Source organism: Candidatus Erwinia haradaeae, assembly GCF_900699015.1.
Lineage (GTDB): Bacteria > Pseudomonadota > Gammaproteobacteria > Enterobacterales > Enterobacteriaceae > Erwinia_E > Erwinia_E haradaeae_E.
This window is the reverse complement of record NZ_LR217737.1, coordinates 149,365-172,944: the sequence shown is the minus strand read 5'-3', so window position 1 is coordinate 172,944 and position 23,580 is coordinate 149,365. Positions and strand designations below refer to the sequence as shown.

General features: G+C 30.2%; 10 protein-coding genes and 1 pseudogene. 6 read left to right on the top strand and 5 right to left on the bottom strand.

Going from position 1 to position 23,580, the window contains the following annotated elements:
* Nucleotides 1-681: 681 nt before the first annotated feature.
* The 3 genes from uvrD to icd form a co-directional block, all read right to left on the bottom strand.
* A complete protein-coding gene (gene uvrD / locus ERCIPICE3303_RS00520; RefSeq protein ID WP_157990812.1) occupies nt 682-2,853 on the bottom strand; it encodes a DNA helicase II in 2,172 nt (723 codons plus the stop codon).
* A 1,213-nt stretch (nt 2,854-4,066) separates the two neighbouring features.
* Nucleotides 4,067-5,053 carry an oxygen-dependent tRNA uridine(34) hydroxylase TrhO gene (gene trhO / locus ERCIPICE3303_RS00515; RefSeq protein WP_157990811.1) on the bottom strand — a complete coding sequence of 329 codons (987 nt, stop codon included), beginning with the start codon at nt 5,051-5,053 and terminating at the stop codon, nt 4,067-4,069.
* A gap of 289 nt (nt 5,054-5,342) precedes the next feature.
* Nucleotides 5,343-6,593 carry an NADP-dependent isocitrate dehydrogenase gene (gene icd, locus ERCIPICE3303_RS00510; protein WP_157990810.1) on the bottom strand — a complete coding sequence of 417 codons (1,251 nt, stop codon included), beginning with the start codon at nt 6,591-6,593 and terminating at the stop codon, nt 5,343-5,345.
* 1,275 nt (nt 6,594-7,868) lie between these two features.
* On the opposite strand from icd, the gene ERCIPICE3303_RS00505 reads away from it, so the two are divergent.
* The 6 genes and pseudogenes from ERCIPICE3303_RS00505 to ERCIPICE3303_RS00480 all read left to right on the top strand — a co-directional run bounded on the left by ERCIPICE3303_RS00505 (nt 7,869) and on the right by ERCIPICE3303_RS00480 (nt 18,480).
* Complete coding sequence (locus ERCIPICE3303_RS00505; protein ID WP_157990809.1) at nt 7,869-9,059, top strand: amino acid aminotransferase; 1,191 nt, start codon at nt 7,869-7,871, stop codon at nt 9,057-9,059.
* Between the two features lie 652 nt (nt 9,060-9,711).
* Nucleotides 9,712-11,010 carry an adenylosuccinate synthase gene (locus ERCIPICE3303_RS00500; protein WP_157990808.1) on the top strand — a complete coding sequence of 433 codons (1,299 nt, stop codon included), beginning with the start codon at nt 9,712-9,714 and terminating at the stop codon, nt 11,008-11,010.
* 485 nt (nt 11,011-11,495) lie between these two features.
* Nucleotides 11,496-13,763, top strand: a pseudogene (gene rnr / locus ERCIPICE3303_RS00495) (ribonuclease R); the annotation flags it as partial.
* A 342-nt stretch (nt 13,764-14,105) separates the two neighbouring features.
* Nucleotides 14,106-14,864: a 23S rRNA (guanosine(2251)-2'-O)-methyltransferase RlmB gene (gene rlmB, locus ERCIPICE3303_RS00490; protein WP_157990806.1), complete on the top strand. Its 759-nt coding sequence runs from the start codon at nt 14,106-14,108 to the stop codon at nt 14,862-14,864.
* Between the two features lie 807 nt (nt 14,865-15,671).
* On the top strand, nt 15,672-17,060 hold the full coding sequence (gene asnS / locus ERCIPICE3303_RS00485) for an asparagine--tRNA ligase (RefSeq protein WP_157990805.1): 1,389 nt from the start codon (nt 15,672-15,674) through the stop codon (nt 17,058-17,060).
* Nucleotides 17,061-17,376: 316 nt separating this feature from the next.
* A complete protein-coding gene (locus tag ERCIPICE3303_RS00480; protein WP_157990804.1) occupies nt 17,377-18,480 on the top strand; it encodes a porin in 1,104 nt (367 codons plus the stop codon).
* Nucleotides 18,481-21,663: 3,183 nt separating this feature from the next.
* Here the strand turns inward: ERCIPICE3303_RS00480 and fmt are convergent.
* Nucleotides 21,664-22,602, bottom strand: a complete 939-nt coding sequence (fmt, locus tag ERCIPICE3303_RS00475) for a methionyl-tRNA formyltransferase (RefSeq protein WP_157991274.1) — start codon at nt 22,600-22,602, stop codon at nt 21,664-21,666.
* Nucleotides 22,603-22,633: 31 nt separating this feature from the next.
* Nucleotides 22,634-23,143 carry a peptide deformylase gene (gene def / locus ERCIPICE3303_RS00470; RefSeq protein ID WP_157990803.1) on the bottom strand — a complete coding sequence of 170 codons (510 nt, stop codon included), beginning with the start codon at nt 23,141-23,143 and terminating at the stop codon, nt 22,634-22,636.
* Nucleotides 23,144-23,580 lie beyond the last annotated feature (437 nt).

Sequence of the window (23,580 nt, the reverse complement as noted above, 5' to 3'; positions counted from 1 at the left end):
TAATTAAAAATCACATACAGAGATATAATTACAGAAACGAATAGTTCGTATCACAAGAACTTTGCATATCAAATCTTCCTATTAATTTGAATTATTAATTAATTTAATAACCATTAAAAATCAACTGATATATGAATTACACTAGATATTATTTACTAGTTACTACTAATAAAAATTAGTACACTACATTAATATTTATTATCCAATCATGCTAAAACATATACAAAACCTACATAGTTTTCACATAAGTACAAGATATCTATATCACAGTAATTACGTTTGATAAAAGTGTAAATTAAAATACACTATTCAATAATCTGTTTTTCATTCTCCATTATTGAGATAGATATAAAATACATAGATAAATCGCTCAGTAAAGAAATTAAGTACAATAAAGAAGAATAACCATATTATATAATATTTTATATTCTCTACCAAACTGGATACACTCAATTCCATTACATATATCTATAATTATTATAGATCATATTCATTCAAATTAATATTTTATGTAAATGATAGACACCAAAGACCAGGTCCATCATCATAGATGACCTTATAGATTCCCACCTTCTTTCATATAGATGTTAACTAAGAATTATTCTCTTTTTTAAATCATTTTATACTGAATATATGTAAAGAAATAAAATTATTAAAATTTCCTAAAATTATTCTCAAAAATTATTGTACTGATAATCGAGCGTAAACAGCAACTAACCATTTTACATCCTGATTCTTAAAGACCACCTGAACTCGCCTATCTTTACCAATACCACTAATATTAATGACAGTTCCCAGACCAAATTTTTTATGATTTACACGTTGACCAATAGAAAAATAAGTCTCTTTATCTATCAACGAAGACGCCATTGCTTCTTTATTCAAATGTTGATCCATACCTGTATTAAAAACAATTTTCTTAACACAATGATCTGGAAGCTCACTAATAAAACGAGATGGCATATAAGATACTTCTTGACCATATAAACGACGTTTTTTTGCATAAGTTAACGTTAGCCTTTGCATTGCACGCGTAATACCAACATAAGCGAGGCGTCGCTCTTCCTCTAGTTCACCTCCCTTTTTCAGTGAAATCTGACTCGGAAATATACCTTCTTCCATGCCTACAATAAAAACTTGAAGAAACTCAAGTCCTTTTGATCCATGAACTGTCATGAGCTTTACCGAATCTTTTCTCTTATTTCTATCATTTTCTACTCCTAAATCAATCATAGTATAAGACAAAAAATCTTGTAAAGGAGTCATTTCCGAATATGTATGCTGAAAGCTAGCATACTTCCGAGAAAGAGTGACTAACTCTTCAAGATTACCTATACGTGATTGATCTATCTCTTTTTTCGAATCTCTATACATGATCCAAAGACCCGAATTATGTAAAACCTGTTGTGTCTGTACATCAAGTGGAAATTCTTTTGTAGATTGATCTAGCTCATCCACTAATACAATAAAACTCTTGAGAGAAGAAGCAACCATGCTCCCTAGTAATCCTTTTCTCTTTAAGAGCTCCTGAGAGCTTTGCCATAAAGTCAACTTATAATCACGAGATATTTGACGAATACGCTCAAGAGTTTGAGTTCCAATGCGTCGTAAAGGAGTATTAATGACCCTCTCAAATGCCGTATCATCATTACGATTAACAATTAAACGTAAATAAGCTAGAAGGTCTTTAATTTCCTTTCTTTGAAAAAAATGAGTACCGCTATAAAGCTGATATGGTATATTATTTTCTAATAAAATCTCTTCTAATATTCGTGCCTGTGCGTTAGTGCGGTACAAAATTGCACATTGATCCAAGGATCGCTCTTCTCTCACCCATTCTTTTAAAGAAGAAACTATAAATCGCGCCTCATCTAAATCATCTAAGGCATGGTAAATAATAATTTGATCACCATTTCCTTCTTCTGTCCATAATTTTTTACCTAAACGAACATTATTATATGAAATCAAAGAATTAGCAGCTACAAGAATATTATTTTGTGAACGATAATTCTGCTCTAAACGAATAGTCACTGCTCCTGAAAAATCTTGAATAAAACGCTGAATATTTTCTACCTGTGCGCCTCTCCATCCATAAATAGATTGATCATCGTCACCAACAATCACTACTTTACTAGAGACACCAGATAATATACGAATCCATTCATACTGAATATGATTAGTATCTTGAAATTCATCCACTAAAATATTAGTGAATCTTGTTTGATAATAGTCACGAATCTGAGGTTGATCACGTAATAATTCATAAGATCGTAATAGTAATTCAGAAAAATCTACTAAACCAGAGCGTTCACAAGAATCTTGGTAAGTCTTATAGATACGTATCCATGTGCTCTCCGTAAAAGAATCATAGTTGTTAATATCTTGTGGCCGTAAACCTTTTTCTTTTTTATTATTAATATAACAAGCGCTTTTACTAGCCGACCATTTCTTTGAATCAAGATTCATAGATTTAATCAATCGTTCAAGTAAACGAGATTGATCTTCAGAATCTAATATCTGAAAATTACTGGGAAGATGAGCTTGAAGATAATGAGAACATAACAGGCGATACGATAAAGAATGAAAAGTACCAATCCACATATCTTCTTTCGCAATACCAATCAGCTTATCAAGACGATCTTTCATTTCTTTCGCTGCTTTAGTAGTAAAGGTCACTGCCATGATCGAAGTCTCAGAACATTTTTCTACTTCTAATAACCAAGCAATACGATGAACCAATACACGTGTTTTTCCACTACCAGCACCAGCTAAAACAAGAAAATGACTGCGCGGGGCTGAAACAGCTACACGCTGTGGTTCATTTAAACCACTAAGCAACTTAAAAGCGTCCATAAATACCATAATTAATTTAACAGAGGCACATACTCCAAAAAATAACAATATTCTATATTAGAATGAAATTCTATAGAACGAGATTCTCTTCCATCCAAAAACCAATCAAGATATTAATCTCAGAAGGTCTTTATTTTATTTCTAGTATAGTTATCTTATTATTGAATAAGCTAATTTCGTAAACAACTACTCCTTTTAAAAATTAGGAAAAATTGTGTATCTTACCACCTAATCTTTTAATTAAATAAATTTCTATTCAAAGAATGAAATTAAAATGTAACTATTCACAGCTATATTAAATTATGAGAAGAGTCTTCGTTTTAAACTTATCGTAAGCTTATTACATTTTATGTAACAGTGGATTATAATATAAGAATATTTCCATAGTAGATGTAATTCACTAAAAACAATATGATCTACAAATCCTAATTTATAAACACATAACCTAATGAAATTATATATTAAATTGATATACATCGTATGATTTTTATAATATTACAAGCAATTAAGTGAATAAGAAATTAAAGAATGGATATTAATTAAAAAATATGATTGAATAGATATTTTCTATAAAATATAGAATAAAATTCAATTTTATTCTAAAACTTTACTTCTTCATGTACAGGTACACCTCATTCTATAAACATAATTAAAAATACATTGATGAGATAACCTCACTATATGAATATTAAAACAAGATTAAATTCTTTTCTATGCTTCTGAATCTTAAATATAATACTTGAATATAGTAATATAAGATATGAGATTCTTATTTAAGAACATTAATAATATTAAAAATCTAATGCTTCTCCAAAAAATAACCATCCATAATATAACTTCACCAACCATACAATCAGTCATCTTTTTTCTTCAAAATAGAAACCACTTATCACTAAATATTTGATTAATGATCATGTTGAATATTCAAATCTTTACCTCAAGTTCATATTCAAAACATCTACTACAATAAATAAATTTAGATACATGCGTGGTTTATAGTCTAATGTACAATCCAGTATTGATTATAAAATAACAGATCGATTAAATCACAATCCACCATCAAATAATCATCTAAAACTAATACATCCGTAATCAAGGATAAGATGATTTTAGCAAGATATCTTTTTAAATAAAAAAATTAGATATAATACCACTCTTTCTTGTCTTATATTTTAAAAAACTTAAAATAGATAAATAATAAGACACTTATCCACTAAAATGTTGTTTCAGATCTGCCAGTCAAACGGATCACCTTCGGTAGCGAGCTTTCCTTCTTCATACAAGAAGGACTACAAAAACTGTTAAACCGAACGGAGCACTCATAACATTGAATAAATAACTTATGACACATATTATTATGACAATTAATATGAGTATCACAAGACTGACCACATTGGTAACAGTTTGCTATAATATCATTAGAAACACGCTCATACATTCGTTTATCGAATACAAAATTCTTACCTTTAAAACGAATCGGTAATCCTAGTGCCCTAGCACTCCTTACATACTGAATAATCCCCCCATCAATATGATAAACATTTTTAAATCCATTATGACGCATCCAGGCACTAGCTTTTTCACATCGAATGCCACCTGTACAATATAGAACGATTTTTTTCTGTTTATCTTTTTTCAACATCTCAAGAACTATTGGAAGTTTCTGGCGAAAGGTCGATCCTGGAGTGATTAAAGTATTATCAAAATGCCCTACCTCATATTCATAATCATTACGCATATCTATAAAAATGACATCCGGATCATTTTGAAAGGAATTCACTTCACTTGCTGTTAAATAAATTCCAACATCGCTAGCATTAAAACTAGAATCACTAATGCCATCTGCTATAATACGCTGACGAACTTTCAAACGCAAAACCCAAAAAGACTGCCTATTATTATCAAGAGATATATTCATTCGAATATTAACAAGGTCAACGTGTATAGAAGCCAACACACTTAACATAGACGAATAAAAATGAGATGGTACACTTACTTGAGCATTAATACCTTCATTAGCTACATAGATTCTACCAAACACCTTTAACTGAGATAAAGCTAAATAAAGACTATTACGAAAGCTCAATGGATCATCAATAGTAAAATATTTATAGAACGATAATGTAGTTCGTTGGATAGTTTCTGTTAGAAACTGTTCTTTTAACTCTTTATTCTTAATTTTATTAAATAACACTGTCATGAAATTGACTTATACCCTATTCGTAACATTTAAATAAAGATACTTTAAACAAGTATATTATGTATACTGAAGTGACTATGAAAACTTTACAATATGCAATATATTTCATATTACCTTAAACTTGTTATGATAGTTATCATTTTTTAAAAAAACAAAAAACTACAAATTAAGATGCTATACTATTGAGATCAATATTAAATATTAAAAATTAAATTAATAATATTATATGAAAAAATTCAGCTACACACCAGATAGATCGCCCTTTATCTTTCTGCATGATCACTTCTAATTACATATTAGAAATGATAGCTTCTCCAAACTCAGAACAAGTGAGTAACTGAGCACCATCCATTAAACGCGCTAAATCATAAGTTACTTTTTTAGAGGCAATCGCACCCCTAATACCTACATCAATACAATTAGCTGCTTCACACCATCCAATATAACGTAACATCATTTCAGCTGAAAGAATGATTGAACTTGGATTGACCTTATCTTGGCCTGCATACTTTGGTGCGGTACCATGAGTGGCTTCAAAAATTGCACACCGATCTCCAATATTAGCACCTGGAGAAATACCAATACCTCCAACTTGAGCAGCTACTGCATCTGAAATATAATCGCCATTTAAATTCATACAAGCAATAACATCATATTCAGATGGACGCAATAACACTTGTTGAAGAAAAGCGTCAGCAATCACATCTTTAATTATAATTTTTTTGTTACTATAAGGATTTGATATAGTTAACCACTGATCCCACTTAGCTGAAACACCATTAAACTCCTCCATCGCTACTTGATAACCCCAGTCTCGAAAAGCGCCCTCAGTAAATTTCATAATATTTCCTTTATGAACAAGGGTGACTGAATTACGGTTATGGTCAATAGCATACTGGATAGCAGATCGAACTAAACGTTTAGCCCCATTCTCTGAGCAAAACTTAACTCCAATCCCACATTTTTCTGAAAATCGAATATTTTTTACATCCATTTCATTACAAAAAAAATTAATAACTTTATCTGCCTCTAACGTACCTGCTTCCCACTCAATTCCTGTATAAATATCTTCAGAATTCTCACGAAAAATTACCATATCAATATTTTCTGGCTGTTTAACTGGACTTGGCGTTCCAGTGTAATATCGGATTGGTCGAAGGCAAATATATAAATCTAAAAGCTGGCGCAAAGATACATTTAATGAACGAATGCCTCCACCTATCGGAGTTGTTAATGGACCTTTAATAGCCACACAGTATTCTTGAATAAAAGATAACGTTTCTTCTGGTAACCAGATTCCTTTACCATAAATCTCAACTGCTTTTTCACCTGTATAGATCTCTGTCCAAGCTACTTGACGATCATTACCATATGCTTTTTTAACAGCAGAATTAACAACCTTAATCATTACCGGAGATATATCAACACCAATTCCATCACCCTCAATAAATGGAATAACAGGATAATCTGGTACTCTCATCTGATTATTATGAAACGTAATCCTCTGAGCTCCTAGAGGAACATGTACTTTTCTTATCATAACCTCTCCTAACTTACTTCTAATAAGTACTTATTAAATGATACTAATCTAGTTTATTCTTATGTGCCCTACCTTATAATAACTTATCATTTGATGATACCTCCTAATGTCTAAATCCACTACCATAACTGTTTTATCTTAGATAATAATAAATCAGTCAGTATCTAGTTTGATTAGATTTTATGACAATCTTATGCTGTTAATCTCTTATCTGATTAAATCACTCAAAATATTGAAACACAAAAAACATAAATACTCTATAAATATTACCCTTATAATATCAAAATTATTCTTTTAAAAAAGCATATATCAATGATCACTACACCATATAAAATTAGATAACCATATATAATAAATACTATTGGGAATCAATAATGATTACAAATTTAACAAAAAGATTAATTAATCTAACACTCAAAAATCAAAATGAATAAAAACTATTATTATATCCTAACTCAGAAAATATCACGATTTATACTATAAAAATATAACTCTTATAACCTACATAAACACGATCTATCTAAATTTCATAGCAAAGATGAAGAAAAGATTATATGTATCTATTTTTCAAAAAAATTAAACAATTCTTTTTTATAAATCATTCTCTCTTTCTTTAGAAAAGATGATGCAATAACCTTGATATAAAATCATAGATAATTAAGTGTATTTAAACCTTAAACTTACTCCAATATACAATCAGAACAACCTTATAAATCTTTAAAAAAATAAAAACAATCATAAACCATAACTTACAACTATTTTAAAATAGAAATGAAGACTCATAAAGATATAGTAAGATTTATTTAAGAGTCGAAGGAATTCAAAGAGAAATTTTAACCATGAGTTGATAATAACTACATTAAATCATTCTATATTAAACTAAATATTTTATACAACATATAGAATATCTATTAACACAATTTTTATAGAGATGCTTGTAATAATGATACTATATTATAATATGTTTATTATCATTAATACATTTTTACAAAATACACATACAATATTCACTATGCCTAACCATACTAATTATGATAAATTCATATGCTAAATATCTTATAATAGTAAGGGTATATATGAAATCCATATCATCATATTTAAGATTAAAATCTTATAAAAAAACACTAACCCTTCAAAAGATTCTAGTTTTTTATAAAAACCAACCTCACTGATATTTCAAGTAAACAATTTACTAATTTTTTCCTGTATTTTGAGTAAAAGATTTTAATAATTAACACTACCTGACTATGTATATCATCATCATGGATTTCAAGTATGTTTGAACTAATCAGAAAAGCACCTATTGACCCTATTCTTGACTTAGAGAGTGAGTTTCAAAAAGATAATCGTATAGATAAAATCAATTTAGGAATCGGGATATATCAAGATGAAACTGGAAACACACCGATATTATCTAGTATAAAAAAAGCTGAACAACACCTTTTAGAAAAAGAAGAAAATAAAAACTATCTAAATATCGACGGTATTACTGATTTTGGACATTATACGCAAACTCTGCTTTTTGGTTTTTCCAGCCCTATTATCAATCATCGACGAGCACGTACTGCTCAAACACCGGGCGGCACTAGTGCGCTACGTATCACAGCCGATTTTCTTGCTATGTACACAAAAACAAAACGCATCTGGATTAGTAATCCTAGCTGGCCTAATCATAAAAAGATATTCTCTGCAGCCGGATTAATAGTAAATGAATACAAATACTATGATGCTAAACACCATATTTTAGACTTCCATAACATGAAAAAAAGTCTATGTTGCGCTCAATCTGGCGATATTGTTCTATTTCATGGATGTTGTCATAACCCAACTGGGATAGATCCTTCTCAATTACAATGGAAAGAACTTGCTGAAATGTCCCGTTGTCATGGCTGGCTTCCATTATTTGACTGCGCTTATCAAGGGTTTTCCTATGGATTAGAGGAAGATATGAGCAGTGTTCGTTTATTTGCATCTAATCATCAAGAATTCATAGTATGCAGCTCATACTCCAAGAATTTTGGCCTGTATAACGAACGCGTTGGAGCACTTACCTTAGTCGCTAAAAATCACTCAATTGTAAATACTACTTTTAGCCAAATCAAATCAATGATCCGCACTAACTATTCAAGTCCTCCGGCTCATGGAGCTGCGATTGTAACCACTATCCTAAGTGATATTAATTTACGAAAACAATGGGAAGAAGAACTTACTAAAATGAGAGAGCGTACTAAACAGATACGTTGTCTATTTGTAAAATTACTCAAAGAAAAAAAAACAAAAAATAATTTTGACTTTATTTCCTTGCAAAATGGCATGTTTTCTCTTACTGGGCTTACAGAAAAACAGATCATTCATCTCCGTGATACATTTGGTATCTATATCGTTAGTTCAGGCCGAATAAATATAACTGGCATAAATTCACGTAATATCGAACCTCTTTGTAAAGCGATCATCACGGTACTTTAATGAATTATTCATATAAATAACTATTATGATATCATATAAATCTATATGATCTTAAAAAGATAATATAAAAACAATAAAAAACTAAATAATAATTACACTATAGTTCCCATAATCAGAACTAAAACTTTAATTAGCAATATCAACTCGTAACCAATAATGACATCACTATGTCTGTAACTATGAGTTAATATAAGTCTTCTTATTATATGAGATCATATAACATTTTAACTATCTATATAACAAATCTACTTAGTCTGCTAATAATCATTTTAGTAATGACTAGTAACCATATCTTTTTGCATGATTATTATCAAATAATACTATAACTTAAATATTCTTGTGACTTTATAAAAATATAGCATCCATGAACTCTAAACATAAACATTATATTCAACCATAGACACATTATTTTTATAATTAAATATATCTCTATATTATATCTATAATACTGTGAACTAATTCAATAATCCAATTAATTGGATAAACAATATTATGTTTAAAACACATATCATTGACTAACAATATATATAAAAGAAATTAAAAATAATTAATAAAAATACACAATTTAAATCAAGTATTATGTGTGTCCGAAAACTAATGCAAGTCAAATAATGATCATGAAATATTTTTAAAAAATCGGTGATTGAATAAAATGAAAAAAAATATCGTAGTACTCGGTGCTCAATGGGGTGATGAAGGAAAAGGTAAAATTATTGACATTCTTACTGAACGTGCGAAATACGTAGTACGCTATCAAGGTGGTCATAATGCAGGACACACATTAGTCATTGATGGTGAAGAAACTGTTCTTCACTTAATTCCTTCAGGAATCTTGCGTAAAAATGTAATTAGCATAATTGGACATGGAGTAGTATTATCTCCTTTTGCGCTGTTAAAAGAAATCAAAAATCTAGAACAACGTGGTATCTCAGTTAAAAACACTCTATTTATCTCTGACGCATGCCCACTTATCCTTGATTATCACATAGCTTTAGATATAGCACGTGAAACAGTTCGGGGTCTTAAAGCAATAGGCACAACTCAACGTGGCATTGGACCAGCCTATGAAGATAAAGTTGCCAGACGAGGGCTACGTGTAAGCGACTTGTTTCACAAAGCAACTTTATCATCCAAGCTAAAAGATATAATGGAATACCATAACTTTCAGTTAGTCCACTACTATAAAGTTAAAGCAGTAGATTATCACCAAGTTCTCCAAAACCTTATTACTACTGCTGATTTTATCACTAATATGGTTATTGACGTCGCCGATATACTAAAATGTGCACAACAACGCGGCGATATAATCATTTTTGAGGGAGCCCAAGGCGCGCTACTAGATATTGATTATGGTACCTATCCGTATGTTACTTCTTCTAGCACCACTTTAGGTGGCGTGGCATCTGGATCAGGCATAAACCCATGTTATCTTGATTGTGCTCTAGGAGTTATTAAATCCTATTCTACTCGTGTAGGTGCAGGCCCATTTCCAACTGAATTATTTGATGAAACTGGTGACTTTTTGTGTAAACGAGGTAATGAGTTTGGCGCAACAACTGGGCGACGCCGTCGTACTGGATGGCTGGATGCGGTTGCAATTCGCAAAGCAGTTCAGATTAATTCACTATCAAGCTGTTGTATGACAAAGATAGACGTCTTAGATAACTTGCCGGAAGTCAAAATATGCGTAGCATATCATATGCCAGATGGACGAATAGTAGAAACCACACCATTAACTACTGAAGATTGGGAAGGGATCGAACCAGTTTATGAAACCATGCCTGGATGGCAAAATGTAACATTTGGGGCAAAATATTTAAAATCGCTTCCACGTGAAGCATTAAATTATATTAAGCGTGTAGAAGAAATCACTGGAGTACTAATAGATATAATTTCTACCGGACCAGATCGTAGCCAAACAATAATTGTGCGACATCCTCTTGATATCTAAATTCATGAATGCATTTCAAAATCACTGATATCCAGTTTCACTTTAATACTAATGCCAAATATTGTTTTATTCTGTCTTGGTTTATTGTTAATTGATAAATAAATATTATGTATAAAACTCCTCAACTTAAATCAATTAAATACATGAATTTAAATATAAATAAATCTCTTGCACACATTAAAACAATAACAAAATTACCGATAATTAAATCATCAATCCTCAAATACCACAAATCTCCTTTGGCCTAAGATAATTTATAAACAAGAAATGAGTATACTAAGGTTCATGCATCAATACTTATTATCTAGTCATATCACCCTAGGCTTTTTCTTGTAATCAAATGATACTAAAATAATAAAAATATTTCTAAAATAGGAAACGCCATGTTCTTTAATTTTATAGTGCAAAATAAGCGTCTACTTTTCCGTATTATACTAAAACAATACATGACCATAACTTATCAAAAAATATCGGAGAAACCCTAAATGCCACACGACCCTTTTCAGAAACGAGAAGCGCAAAAATATGAAAATCCTATTCCTAGCCGTGAATGCATTCTCACTAACATCAAACAACGAACAAAACCAACCCGACGTGAGGAATTAGCACAAGACTTAGGAATTAGCGGAGAAGAGAAAACTGAAGCACTACGAAGACGATTAAGAGCAATGGAACGTGATGGTCAGCTAATGTTTACTCCTAGGAGCGGTTATGCTATACCAAAACGAAGCCATCTTTTAATCACAGGAAAAGTAATTGGACATCGAGATGGTTTTGGTTTCTTGCGTGTTTTAGGAAGAAAAGATGATTTATATCTATCTAGCGAACAAATGAAAATGTGTCTACATGGGGACGTTATTCTTGCACAAGCAATGGGTGTAGATCGAAAAGGACGTTGCGAAGCATGTGTAGTGCGTATTATTGAACCTCGAAATAGCCATATTGTAGGACGTTGCTTAAATAATACTACAGGAAATTTTGTGATACCTAGCGATAATCGATTAAACTTCCATATTCTAATTCAAGAAAAAAGAAAAATAGGAACAGATATCGGCTCAGTGGTAGTAGTACAGCTAATAGAACGCCCTACTCGTCGCAATCCAGCTATTGGGAAAATAGTTGAGATACTTGGCCGCAAAATGGATACTAACATGGCTATTAACATTGCACTTCGAGCGCATTATCTTCCACATCAGTGGTCTAGTGAAATCAAAAAAGTAATAGAAAAAATAAATACAATAATACCGATAGAAGACAAACATGGACGTGTTGATCTTCGAAAACTACCATTAGTTACCATCGATGGAGAAGATTCTTCTGATTTTGATGATGCAGTATTCTGTGAACCTCAAAAAGAAGGAGGATGGCGTTTATGGGTTGCTATTGCTGATGTTAGTTATTATGTACGACCTGGTACTCTTCTAGACAGGGAGGCAATTAATCGTGGAACCTCAGTCTATTTCCCATCACAAGTAGTACCCATGTTACCAGAAATACTTTCTAATAATTTATGCTCACTAAATCCAGAAGTTGACCGTCTTTGTATAGTATGCGAAATGATAATTTCCTCACATGGAAAATTAATCAGTTATAAGCATTACGAAGCAATTATGAATTCTTTTGCCCAATTAACCTATAATACAGTCTGGAAAATTTTGCAGGGTGACCAACAATTAAGAAAAAAATATAAACCAATCATAAACAATTTAGAAACACTGCACAATCTATATCTAAAATTAGATCAATCGAGGGAACAGCGTGGAGGCATTTCATTTGAAATGGAGGAAGCAAAATTTATTTTTAATATTAATCATAGAATTGAACGTGTTGAAAAGATTGTGCGTAATGATGCACACAAGCTCATTGAAGAGTGCATGATTCTTGCAAACATTGCATCCGCGCTATTCGTAGAAAAATATAATGAACCGGCATTATTTCGAGATCATGATCGCCCAATAGACGATAGCATTAAAAGTTTTCGATCCATCTTAAATGAATTAGGATTAACTTTACTTGGTGGTGAAAAACCAGAACCATTAGACTATGCAGATCTACTTAAAAAAATCAGCGGACGCCCAGATCATGAAATGATTCAGAGCTTGCTTTTACGATCCATGAAGCAAGCAGTATACGACTCAGAAAATCGGGGGCATTTTGGTTTAGCACTAGCATCTTACGCTCATTTTACATCACCAATCCGACGCTATCCTGATCTGCTACTACATCGTGCTATTAAATATCTATTAGCAAAAAACATGGGTAACTTAAAGAATCAATGTACGCCAACTGGCGGATTTCATTACACCATACCGCAAATGCTACAATTTGGTCAGCATTGCTCTATGACAGAAAGAAGAGCTGATGAAGCTACACGTGATGTAATAGATTGGCTTAAATGTGATTTTATTAAAGATCGAGTAGGAGAGGCATTTAGTGGGGTAATCTCCACGGTAACCAATTTTGGATTCTTTGTCCGTCTTAGCAACCTCTTTATTGATGGATTAGTGCACATCTCGACACTGAATAATGATCGATACCGTTTTGATTCAGTTGGACAACGCTTAATCGGAGCGTATAGTAACATAATTTATCGTCTAGGAGATCAAGTAGAAGTACGTATTGATTCTGTACATCTAGAAGAACGAAAGATTAACCTTACTCTTATCTATAACCAAAAAACACCATCTTTAATAGATTCTAAATCTACTAAACCTAAAAGTAGAAAAATAATAAAAACTAAAAAACGATGTCGTCGACCCTTATTTATAAAAGAGATACATGTTAAAAAAATAACAAAAGCATTGGATTAATAATATAGACTAGTATCTAATATTATAGATTATTAATAAATGCAAACCAGCTAGAAAAATGATGGACAATAAAATCCTTTAAACAATCACTAAAGATCCATCTATCATTGTACTTGTTCCTTCAAAACAATTAACTGAATTTCTTATAACCTATATTAAAGAGCAATAACATCAAAAACACTCAATAAACTATAACAATATATATCTTTCTAATCAAGATTACTTCTATTAAGATAAGATCTTAATATTTTAATTATCTTTCATGTCTTTGATAAAGGTATAAATATGAGTCCAATTGTTTTTGGTATTCACGCCATTAATGCCCTGATTGAAATCAAACCAAAACATATTGAGAAAGTATTGATTAGCCTAACACGTGAGGATCATCGTGTTAAAACTTTAATTAAAAAACTCCAATATCATAATATTATCATTATAAAAGTTCATAAATATCAATTAGATGCACAATCAGGAGGAGGGGTTCATCAAGGAATAATTGCATATACACGAACAGAATCTCTGTATAAAGAAAATGACCTCTTAGATTTAATAAAGAATCTAGATAATCCGTTTTTTCTGATCTTAGATGGTGTTACTGATCCACATAATCTTGGCGCCTGTATACGCAGTGCCAATGCTTCTGGTATCCATGCTGTCATTACCGCCAAAGACCGAACTGCACCATTAAATGCTATAGCAAAAAAATCTGCAAGCGGTGCAACGGAATACATACCTTTAATTCGTGTTACCAATTTAGTACGGATAATTCGAGTATTAAAGGAAGAAAATATTTGGATTATCGGTGCAACTGAAAAAGCTAATAAAACTTTATATCAAACTAAAATGACTGGACGATTATCTCTAGTTGTAGGTGGCGAGGAGAAGGGAATGCGCCGTCTAACACTTGAACACTGTAACGAATTAGTTAGTATTCCTATGATAGGTAAAGTTTCCTCCCTAAATTTATCAGTAGCAACCGGAATTTGTCTCTATGAAGCCGTCAGACAACGTATACTTCAAAACACGTGCAAACATCAGAAATAGAATAAACTCAATATTAAGCATTCAATGACAACTACCATTGTAGATTAGTTAGTATCCATTATAAAAAAATCTAATATAATTATTCTTTGATAATGTGCTAACTACATCTTTTATATAGAATCAACTCAATTATAAATACAAATTACATATAAAAAGAAAATTATTTATTTTAAATAAATCTTACTTGTTGTTTTAAAACATACCTATAATAGTATTATTAATATCATGAAAAATTTTATTGAATAATAAAAAATTAAACTAAAATTATAAAATTTGATATTATCTGATATCAATAGATTGAAGTAAGAAAAAATAAAAATAGATAATTAACTTTGATGGAAATATCATAATACAAGTGAAATAAACTTTATAACCGCTGCTTCAATTACCCTAATATCTCGATAAATGACTTAATCTCTATAATTGAAACTCTTAATGACTATCTAAACTAATTATCAAAAACATAATTTTTACTCTCATTGAAAATAATAAAGATGTTGTTACAAAATAAAATCCAACTTTTACATCCAATCTTTCTAACCTATGGTCTTTTCTTTATGTTAAGCTGATTCAGCGACATAATTATATTTTATGAACATTAATATAATATTTTTATCTATAAATATTATATTTACTAAGGTAACCTTGAATAAAGTCATCTAATGCTATTAGATAGCATCTTATATTTCTCAACTAAATATCTAAACAATAGAATAAAACAAATTTTTCCTATTAACTAGTCGCACAAAGATAACATAAAATATAGACTAATTCATCTTATATTAGAAGAAATATTTAGAGGTTCATATGAATGTGATGTCTATAGCTAATCTTATAGAAGGACAGCTTTCTATAGAAAAGGAAGTAACTATACGAGGCTGGGTTCGTACTCGAAGAAAATCAAAAACCGGTGTTTCCTTTATTTCTGTTTATGATGGATCCTGTTTTAATCCAATCCAAGTTGTTGTAGATAAAAACCAATCTGAAATACCGTATCTTACCACTGGTTGTTCATTAGAGGTAACAGGAAAGGTTATAGAATCACAAGGTAAAGGCCAGTTTATTGAAATTAAAGCAACAAATATCAAGGTAATAGGATCGGTAGAAAATCCAGATAGCTACCCAATGGCAGCAAAACCTCATAGTTTTGAATATTTACGTGAAATGGCACACCTTCGACCACGTACCAACTTAATTGGTGCAATAGCACGTATACGACATACCGCAGCTTATACTCTACATAAATTCTTCAATGAACAGGGATTTTTCTGGGTATCTACACCATTGATTACTTCTTCAAACAGTGAAGGAGCTGGAGATATGTTTCGCGTATCGACATTAGATATGGAAAACCTACCCCGAACAAAAACTGGAAAAGTTAATTTCAACACAGACTTTTTTGGTCAAGAAGCGTTTTTAACTGTATCTGGACAATTAAATGCTGAGGCCTATGCAAGTGCTATCTCAAAAATTTATACTTTCGGCCCCACTTTTAGAGCAGAAAAATCAAACACTAGCCGTCATCTAGCAGAATTCTGGATGTTAGAACCTGAAATTGCTTTTTTTAATCTAGAGGAGACAGCCAAGATTGCTGAATCCATGATGAAAGACGTTTGTACTAATATACTTTCTGAACGATCTGAAGACTTATATTTCCTGTCTAAACATGCAAAAAAAAACCTAATACTCCAGTTAAATAATTTACTTATCAATGATTTTATACACATTGATTATTCTGAAGCTATAAAGATTTTACTCGCCTCGGAAAAAAACTTTAGCCACTCTATTCAATGGGGTTTGGATCTGTCATCAGAGCATGAGCGCTATCTCACTGAAAAATATTGTCAATCTCTAGTAGTCATCAAAAACTATCCAAAAGATATTAAAGCTTTTTATATGCGACTCAATCAAGACGAGCTTACCGTAGCAGCGATGGATATTCTTGCCCCCGGTATCGGAGAAATTATTGGTGGTTCGCAACGGGAAGAACGTCTTGAAATTTTAGATAAACGATTACTAGAAATGAATATGAATAAAGAAGATTATTGGTGGTATCGCGACCTACGACGTTATGGAACAGTGCCACACTCTGGATTTGGATTAGGTTTTGAACGATTAATTTCTTATGTTTCTGGTATTAATAATGTTAGAGATGTCATTGCCTTTCCGCGAACACCACGTAATATAGCCTTCTAATGAATCATCAGACAAGATATAAAGATCTGCTTATATATATAACTCCTTTCAATACTTAATAATTTTTTAAAATTTTCAATTTACTTTAAAAACTGAAACATAATTATGATACATAATAGATTTATTCTTATCTGGTTATATTAATAAAATAAAAGATTAGTGTTATTTTCAGACTAGATTAATCTAGATACCAATGATAAGATCTCTATGGATGGAAAAAAGAAAGCGCTAAACTTTCTGAAAATTGTATAAAGAATTATTATCGGCAGGGTTAGCTCTCGGGTGTCCAGACAATCACTCCAATGAGGTTCATAAAATGATCAAGCACAAAATTCTTGCAGTAGTGATACCAGCGCTGATTGCAGCGGGGGCCGCTAACGCTGAAGAAATCTATAACAAAGATGGTAATAAAATCAATCTATATGGTACGATTAATCTACATAATCGATTCTCTAAAAACCAAAATAATGAAGATGATAAATCTTATCTTCGTTTTGGATTGAAAGCAGAAAGTCAAATAACTGATTTATTAACTAGTTATGGACAATGGGAATATAATATTCAAACTAACCTTCCTGAAATAGGCGATACATCAGGTTCTCAAACGCGTCTTGGTTTTGCTGGTATCAAATTTTCTGATTATGGAACAATTGACTATGGTCGTAACTATGGAATAGGTTATGATCCAATCTCATGGACCAATATTCTACCAGCATCTGGTGGCAATGCTGCTTATTCTGATAACGGAATGGTCGGTCGTTCTAATGATCTTGTCACCTATCGAAACAGCAATCTTTTTGGTTTACTTGATGGTTTTGATTTTGCTCTTCAATATCAAAGAAAACATAGTAGCAACACTACCCCTCACAACATTCGTACAGAAAACGGAAGCGGTATAGGCAGTTCTATAACCTATAAAAATCCAGTTGGAGTTGCAGTATCTGCAGCTTATACCCATGCAGATCGAACCAAACATCAGGAGGACGCATTTTTTTCTAAAGGTAAAAAAACTGCTGAAACTTGGACTACTGCAATGAAATATGACGCAAATAATGTTTATATAGCAGCAATGTATGGTGAAACTAGAAATAACACTTATATTAAAACTATAAGTGGTTCTACAACACATGAAGGTATGGTTGCAAAAGAGCAAAAATTTGAAGCAGTTGCACAATACCAGTCCGACTGTGGACTTCGCCCATCCTTAGCCTATCTTCAATCTATCGGAAAACACATTCAAACACATGGAAAGCAAGATTTATATAAATATATTGATTTAGCTACCTATTATAATTTTAATTCTAAACTATTGACCTACGTAGATTATAAAATCAATCTATTAGATAAAAATGAGTTTACTAGCCAAGCATCTATCACTACTGATGATACTGTAGGCGTTGGTTTAATCTATCAATTCTAATATCCAATATACAAGCGGGTCAGTATTCGATCCTAATAAATATTCAACGGGGCCCTGTCCCCGTTGTCTTAATTTTACTAATTGTGTTCTAATAATAGATACAATATCCAGTGAAAAATCATTCTCATCTTCACATAAATAATTATGACATATTTTATAATAAAATACCTTTCAGATTGAATCTAATTTGAAATACTTGAAAGTTATACAAATCATCATTTTGATGTGACATCTATATTATCACAGATAAATTCAATTGTTTACAAATTGAATACTTAGATTCTCAAATCTACAATAGACTGTTGTATAAAATTATTATACTTTATGTGACTGATATAAATTTTAATGATCTATGTATCAAAAAAATAAATTATCATTCTCTATGCAATAATGGCTAAAACATTATGAATCACGAAAGTCTAATTTTATCTGATATAATCTGAATAGAGTCCTATCAATAATATGTAGATACTACAGTATAATATAAAAAATCAACATATCTTTAACTTATCATCATTTTAATGATAAACAGTAGAGATAGTCTCCATAAGAAACGCAACCCACTAATTTTGCATAATCAAAGAAAACTTGTTTTAAAAAAATTTATATATCACTTCTTTGAATTTAAGAAAAGTCAAGTAATCCAAAAATGGATATCTTTTACTACATATATATATCTAAATATTTTAGGATTATACTTTTAATCTATTTAAACCGTCATATAAGGTAAAACCACCGTTCAAAAAGACAACACGAAACGATGAATAAACTATATATTCTTATTAAATTCAATTAATATCCTTAAAATCAACTATAATATATTAGTCTATGTTAAATTAGTTTCCTATCAAAACTTTTGTAAAAAATAATGCATAACATAACAGAATGATCTATGATAAAATAATCATTTTTTAAAAAAAAATAAAAAAATATTTTGTTCTTCTTATTCACCAATTATAATATGCTTACATCCTATATCTGATAAACTTCCAGTTATACAAATACATGTAAAACCAATATTTCATCATCATAATATAATGATGATAACGATATAAAGATTTAAGAAACTAGACTAGTTGTTTCAACCTAAAAATTATAAACTAAGAAGAAATAAGTAGAACTCTTATTTCATAGACTCTAATTATACTTACCATTTACTTTTCACTATCATCCTAGATGAACTAGCAACATTAATTCCATACTAATATTCTAATACTTTTTAATCTATGGATATTAATATATTGGCAAGGATTGCTGTTATACAATAAATTGAAATTATTAAATACATACTTAAGTTTTTTTTCTATGAGAAATCAACTTAAGTATGTATTAAAAGAAACAAGATCCTCCTTTTGAATAATTAAAGTAACCGTAATTACGATATTGATGAGAATACTAGTATATCACTAATACTAAGAATTAAATAAATCAATGAGATCTAGCATGAAAATATGTAAATATGAGAAACATACTATTTAAAAGTAGTTATAAACTATAATAAATGTAGTAATTGAATAAGGTTCTTTCTGACAAAATACTAAATTAATCAAAATAATTAATAATATTGCAGTATCTACAAAGAAGAAAACTATAAAATACATACATCATTATTTTAATATATTTTATTGTTTACTGTAATCACTATTCTGATCATAACTAAACTCTTTGAACTCTATTGATCTACACGTAATATATACCGATTTTAAAAATATTACTATTAATATAAATATACTCTAATAACTCAGTATCTTAGCATAATATCTATGAATATGGTTATCTATACTTGTATTTTAAACGAAATTTCATTAAAAATACTTTATATATCTATATGACTACCTAACTCTCTTTTTCTTAGCGTTACTGGATAAAACTACTACATTCCTTTTACACTCATCGAAAGATAGACGCTCTGCGCGCTATAATATATATATAACGATGTCAATAGAAATAGTTTATTATTACCTTAATTTATACTCATTAAACTATATCATTTAGTTACTATCTAAAATTAAGAGAGAGTCAATTTATTTATTATCTGAAATCTTTATTGTTATTAGCAATGATCTTCTTTGTCAAGTTCATATAGTTTAGAATAAGCAACTAAAATAGCTACCTTATTAATCAAATTTACTGCCAATCAGACTAATCGACTTTATATTGTTCATGATTGATTAATCATCATATTATCAATCATTTATTTAAATAAAAATTAACTGACATGTAGTAATTGCAACCTATTTGAATCGATATTTTCAGATAACTTAAATCATCTAAATCAAAATATCAACCAAATTTTCTAAAATAGAATAACATCACATGCGCCATTATTCAGAACAAATCATCATCTCATTATAAAAAGATTATATATAAAATATCGATTAATTATAAAATTAACAATTTTCAAAAATTCCATGCATTTGAATGATAAGAAAATAAGAATCTTTAGTTAATATAATTTTAATCCATTAAGACATCAAAAATTTATAACTGATTCAGTTAAGCTATAATGCTACACATCAAGAACCAATCTTTAAATATATGACTATTAAACTTTATATTCTTAATCCAAGGTCTTGGTATTCTATGATAACAAAGATGAAATGACTAAAAATACCGGAAAAATCCTAGATTTAATAATAAAATCAAATGCCATGTTTTTATAACATATCAATAAACAACTATTATCAAATATATTACAAAGAACTAGAAAATATATATCACATCTAAATACAAATTGACGATCTTTGTATATACTCTATATAGTCTATTATTTTGATAAACAAACTTAATTTAATTATTTAATACTCCTCTTATCTAAAACAAAGTGTTAAACTTACGTTAAAACTAGATTTTTTCTAACTTAATACAAATAATAGAAGTATATTATATTCAACACACTCTATACTATCAAAATTAATATTAATTAATAAACCACGATCTTCCATCTTTAGCTATAAAAAGATATTTATAAATAATGAAATTAGATCTGTCTAAAACAATATAATTAGTATCAACATACGATTTTAAAATAATATATTCTGTAGTTCACGCTATCTCTTATATTTTATATAAGATTTGTACTCTTTTAAAAACATAAAATTAGACATAGAAGAATAATTAAATTGAATAAAGGATAGAATGTCCACATAAAATATAAGACTATTCAATAGATATATTTTAGTATTAATTCATGATGCTTCCAGGAATAAAAAAATTATAACGAGAGTTAAGCAAGTCCTGAGTTGTTACGATCTTTTTACCAGCTATTTGCAATTCTTCTAAATTAAGTATACCATCAGAAGTTACAACTTGAATACCATGTTTATCCGCTCTTATAATCTGACCTATTAAGTAACCACTGACAGGTGGGAAAACAGAAGCCTTCCATACTTTTATTAATGTATTGTTAATAAAAAAGTAACTACCAGGCCAAGGATTAAAAGCACGAATAAAACGTTCTAACTGTATAGCAGATAATGACCAATTAATACGAGCCTCTTCTACAGTTAATTTATGTGCATAACTAACTTCTTGTTCATTTTGTCTCCAAGACTTATCAGTTTTACTTCCTAACATATCAAGTGTCTTTAGTAAACTGGTCACACCTAGATTAGCTAATTTATTATACAATGTTGCACTAGTATCAAAAGACTCAATTGGACATGTTGCTTGATATAAAATATCCCCAGCATCTAATCTAGAATTCATCCGAATAATTGTAACTCCGGTCTCTCTATCACCAGCACATAACGCACGTTGAATAGGAGCAGCTCCGCGCCAGCGTGGTAACAACGAACCATGTACATTAATGCACCCAAGAATGGGTATATCTAAAATATTTTGAGGTAACATCAGACCATACGCTACAACAACCATAATATCGATATTAAATGTAGAAATTAATTCCTTAATCTCTTTACTATGTAGAGATTCTGGTTGTAAAATAGGAATTTTATTTTTATCTGCTAACTTTTTAACTGAATTAGCAGTCATCTTGTGTCCTCGACCTACTGGCCGATCCGGTTTAGTTAAAACACAGACAACTCGTTTTCCAGCAGACAAAAGTGCATAAAAATGACGTAAAGCAAAATCAGGGGTACCAGCAAACATTATACTGAGCATAATAGAAACAGCCGTTTGTTGAAATAAAAGACTAAACACGTAAATTTTGACGATATATTTTTTCCAATTTCTGACGAATACGATAACGTTTTATAGGAGATAAATAATCAATAAACAATCTCCCTATAAGATGATCTAATTCATGTTGAATACAGATGGACAATAAATTATTTGCCTCTAACTCATAACTTTGACCATTACGATCTAACGCCCTAATTTTAACCTTATCAAAACGCAATATCCGAGCTCTTTGATCTGGAATAGATAGACAACCTTCTTCTGTCATTATCTGAGAGCTCTTTTCTAAAATCTTTGGATTAATCAATACCAGTGGTGAACTTCGGTTTTCAGATATATCGATTACAATAATACATTGATGAATATTAACCTGCGTCCCAGCAAGTCCAATACCCATATTGGCATACATAGTATCAAACATATCATCAATAATACGATTAGTATCATCATTTACGCTTTGTACGGTTTTCGCCAAATAGCGCAGCCGATCGTCAGGAAAATGCAATATCTTTAAAATTGACATAACTTTTTATACCAATATGAATCAGTAATACTTTTGCATTATGCAAAAGTAATCATATCCAATGATAATAAAACTATTAAAAAATTTGACCTTTTAATAGATAAAAACACTTATTCATGAGATACAAAGAAACAATACTAATTGATAAATTCAATCAAGTTGAACTAATTATATTCGCTGAATATAAAAGAAAAAGAAAACTTCTATCCTAACGAGTAGGAACTATATCAATATCTATAATTTATCTTAATATAATCCTCATATCGAAGATTCGATCTTATTTATAATATTCTACTATAAAATTGCTTTACTAATATTAGAAATACACGAAAAATGAATACCAATTTTAATTATAAAAATAGATAATTCTGAATTAAATAAAAATCAAAAAAAATAATTTTAATATAGATAGCATTTATTTTACAGTATAATTGATT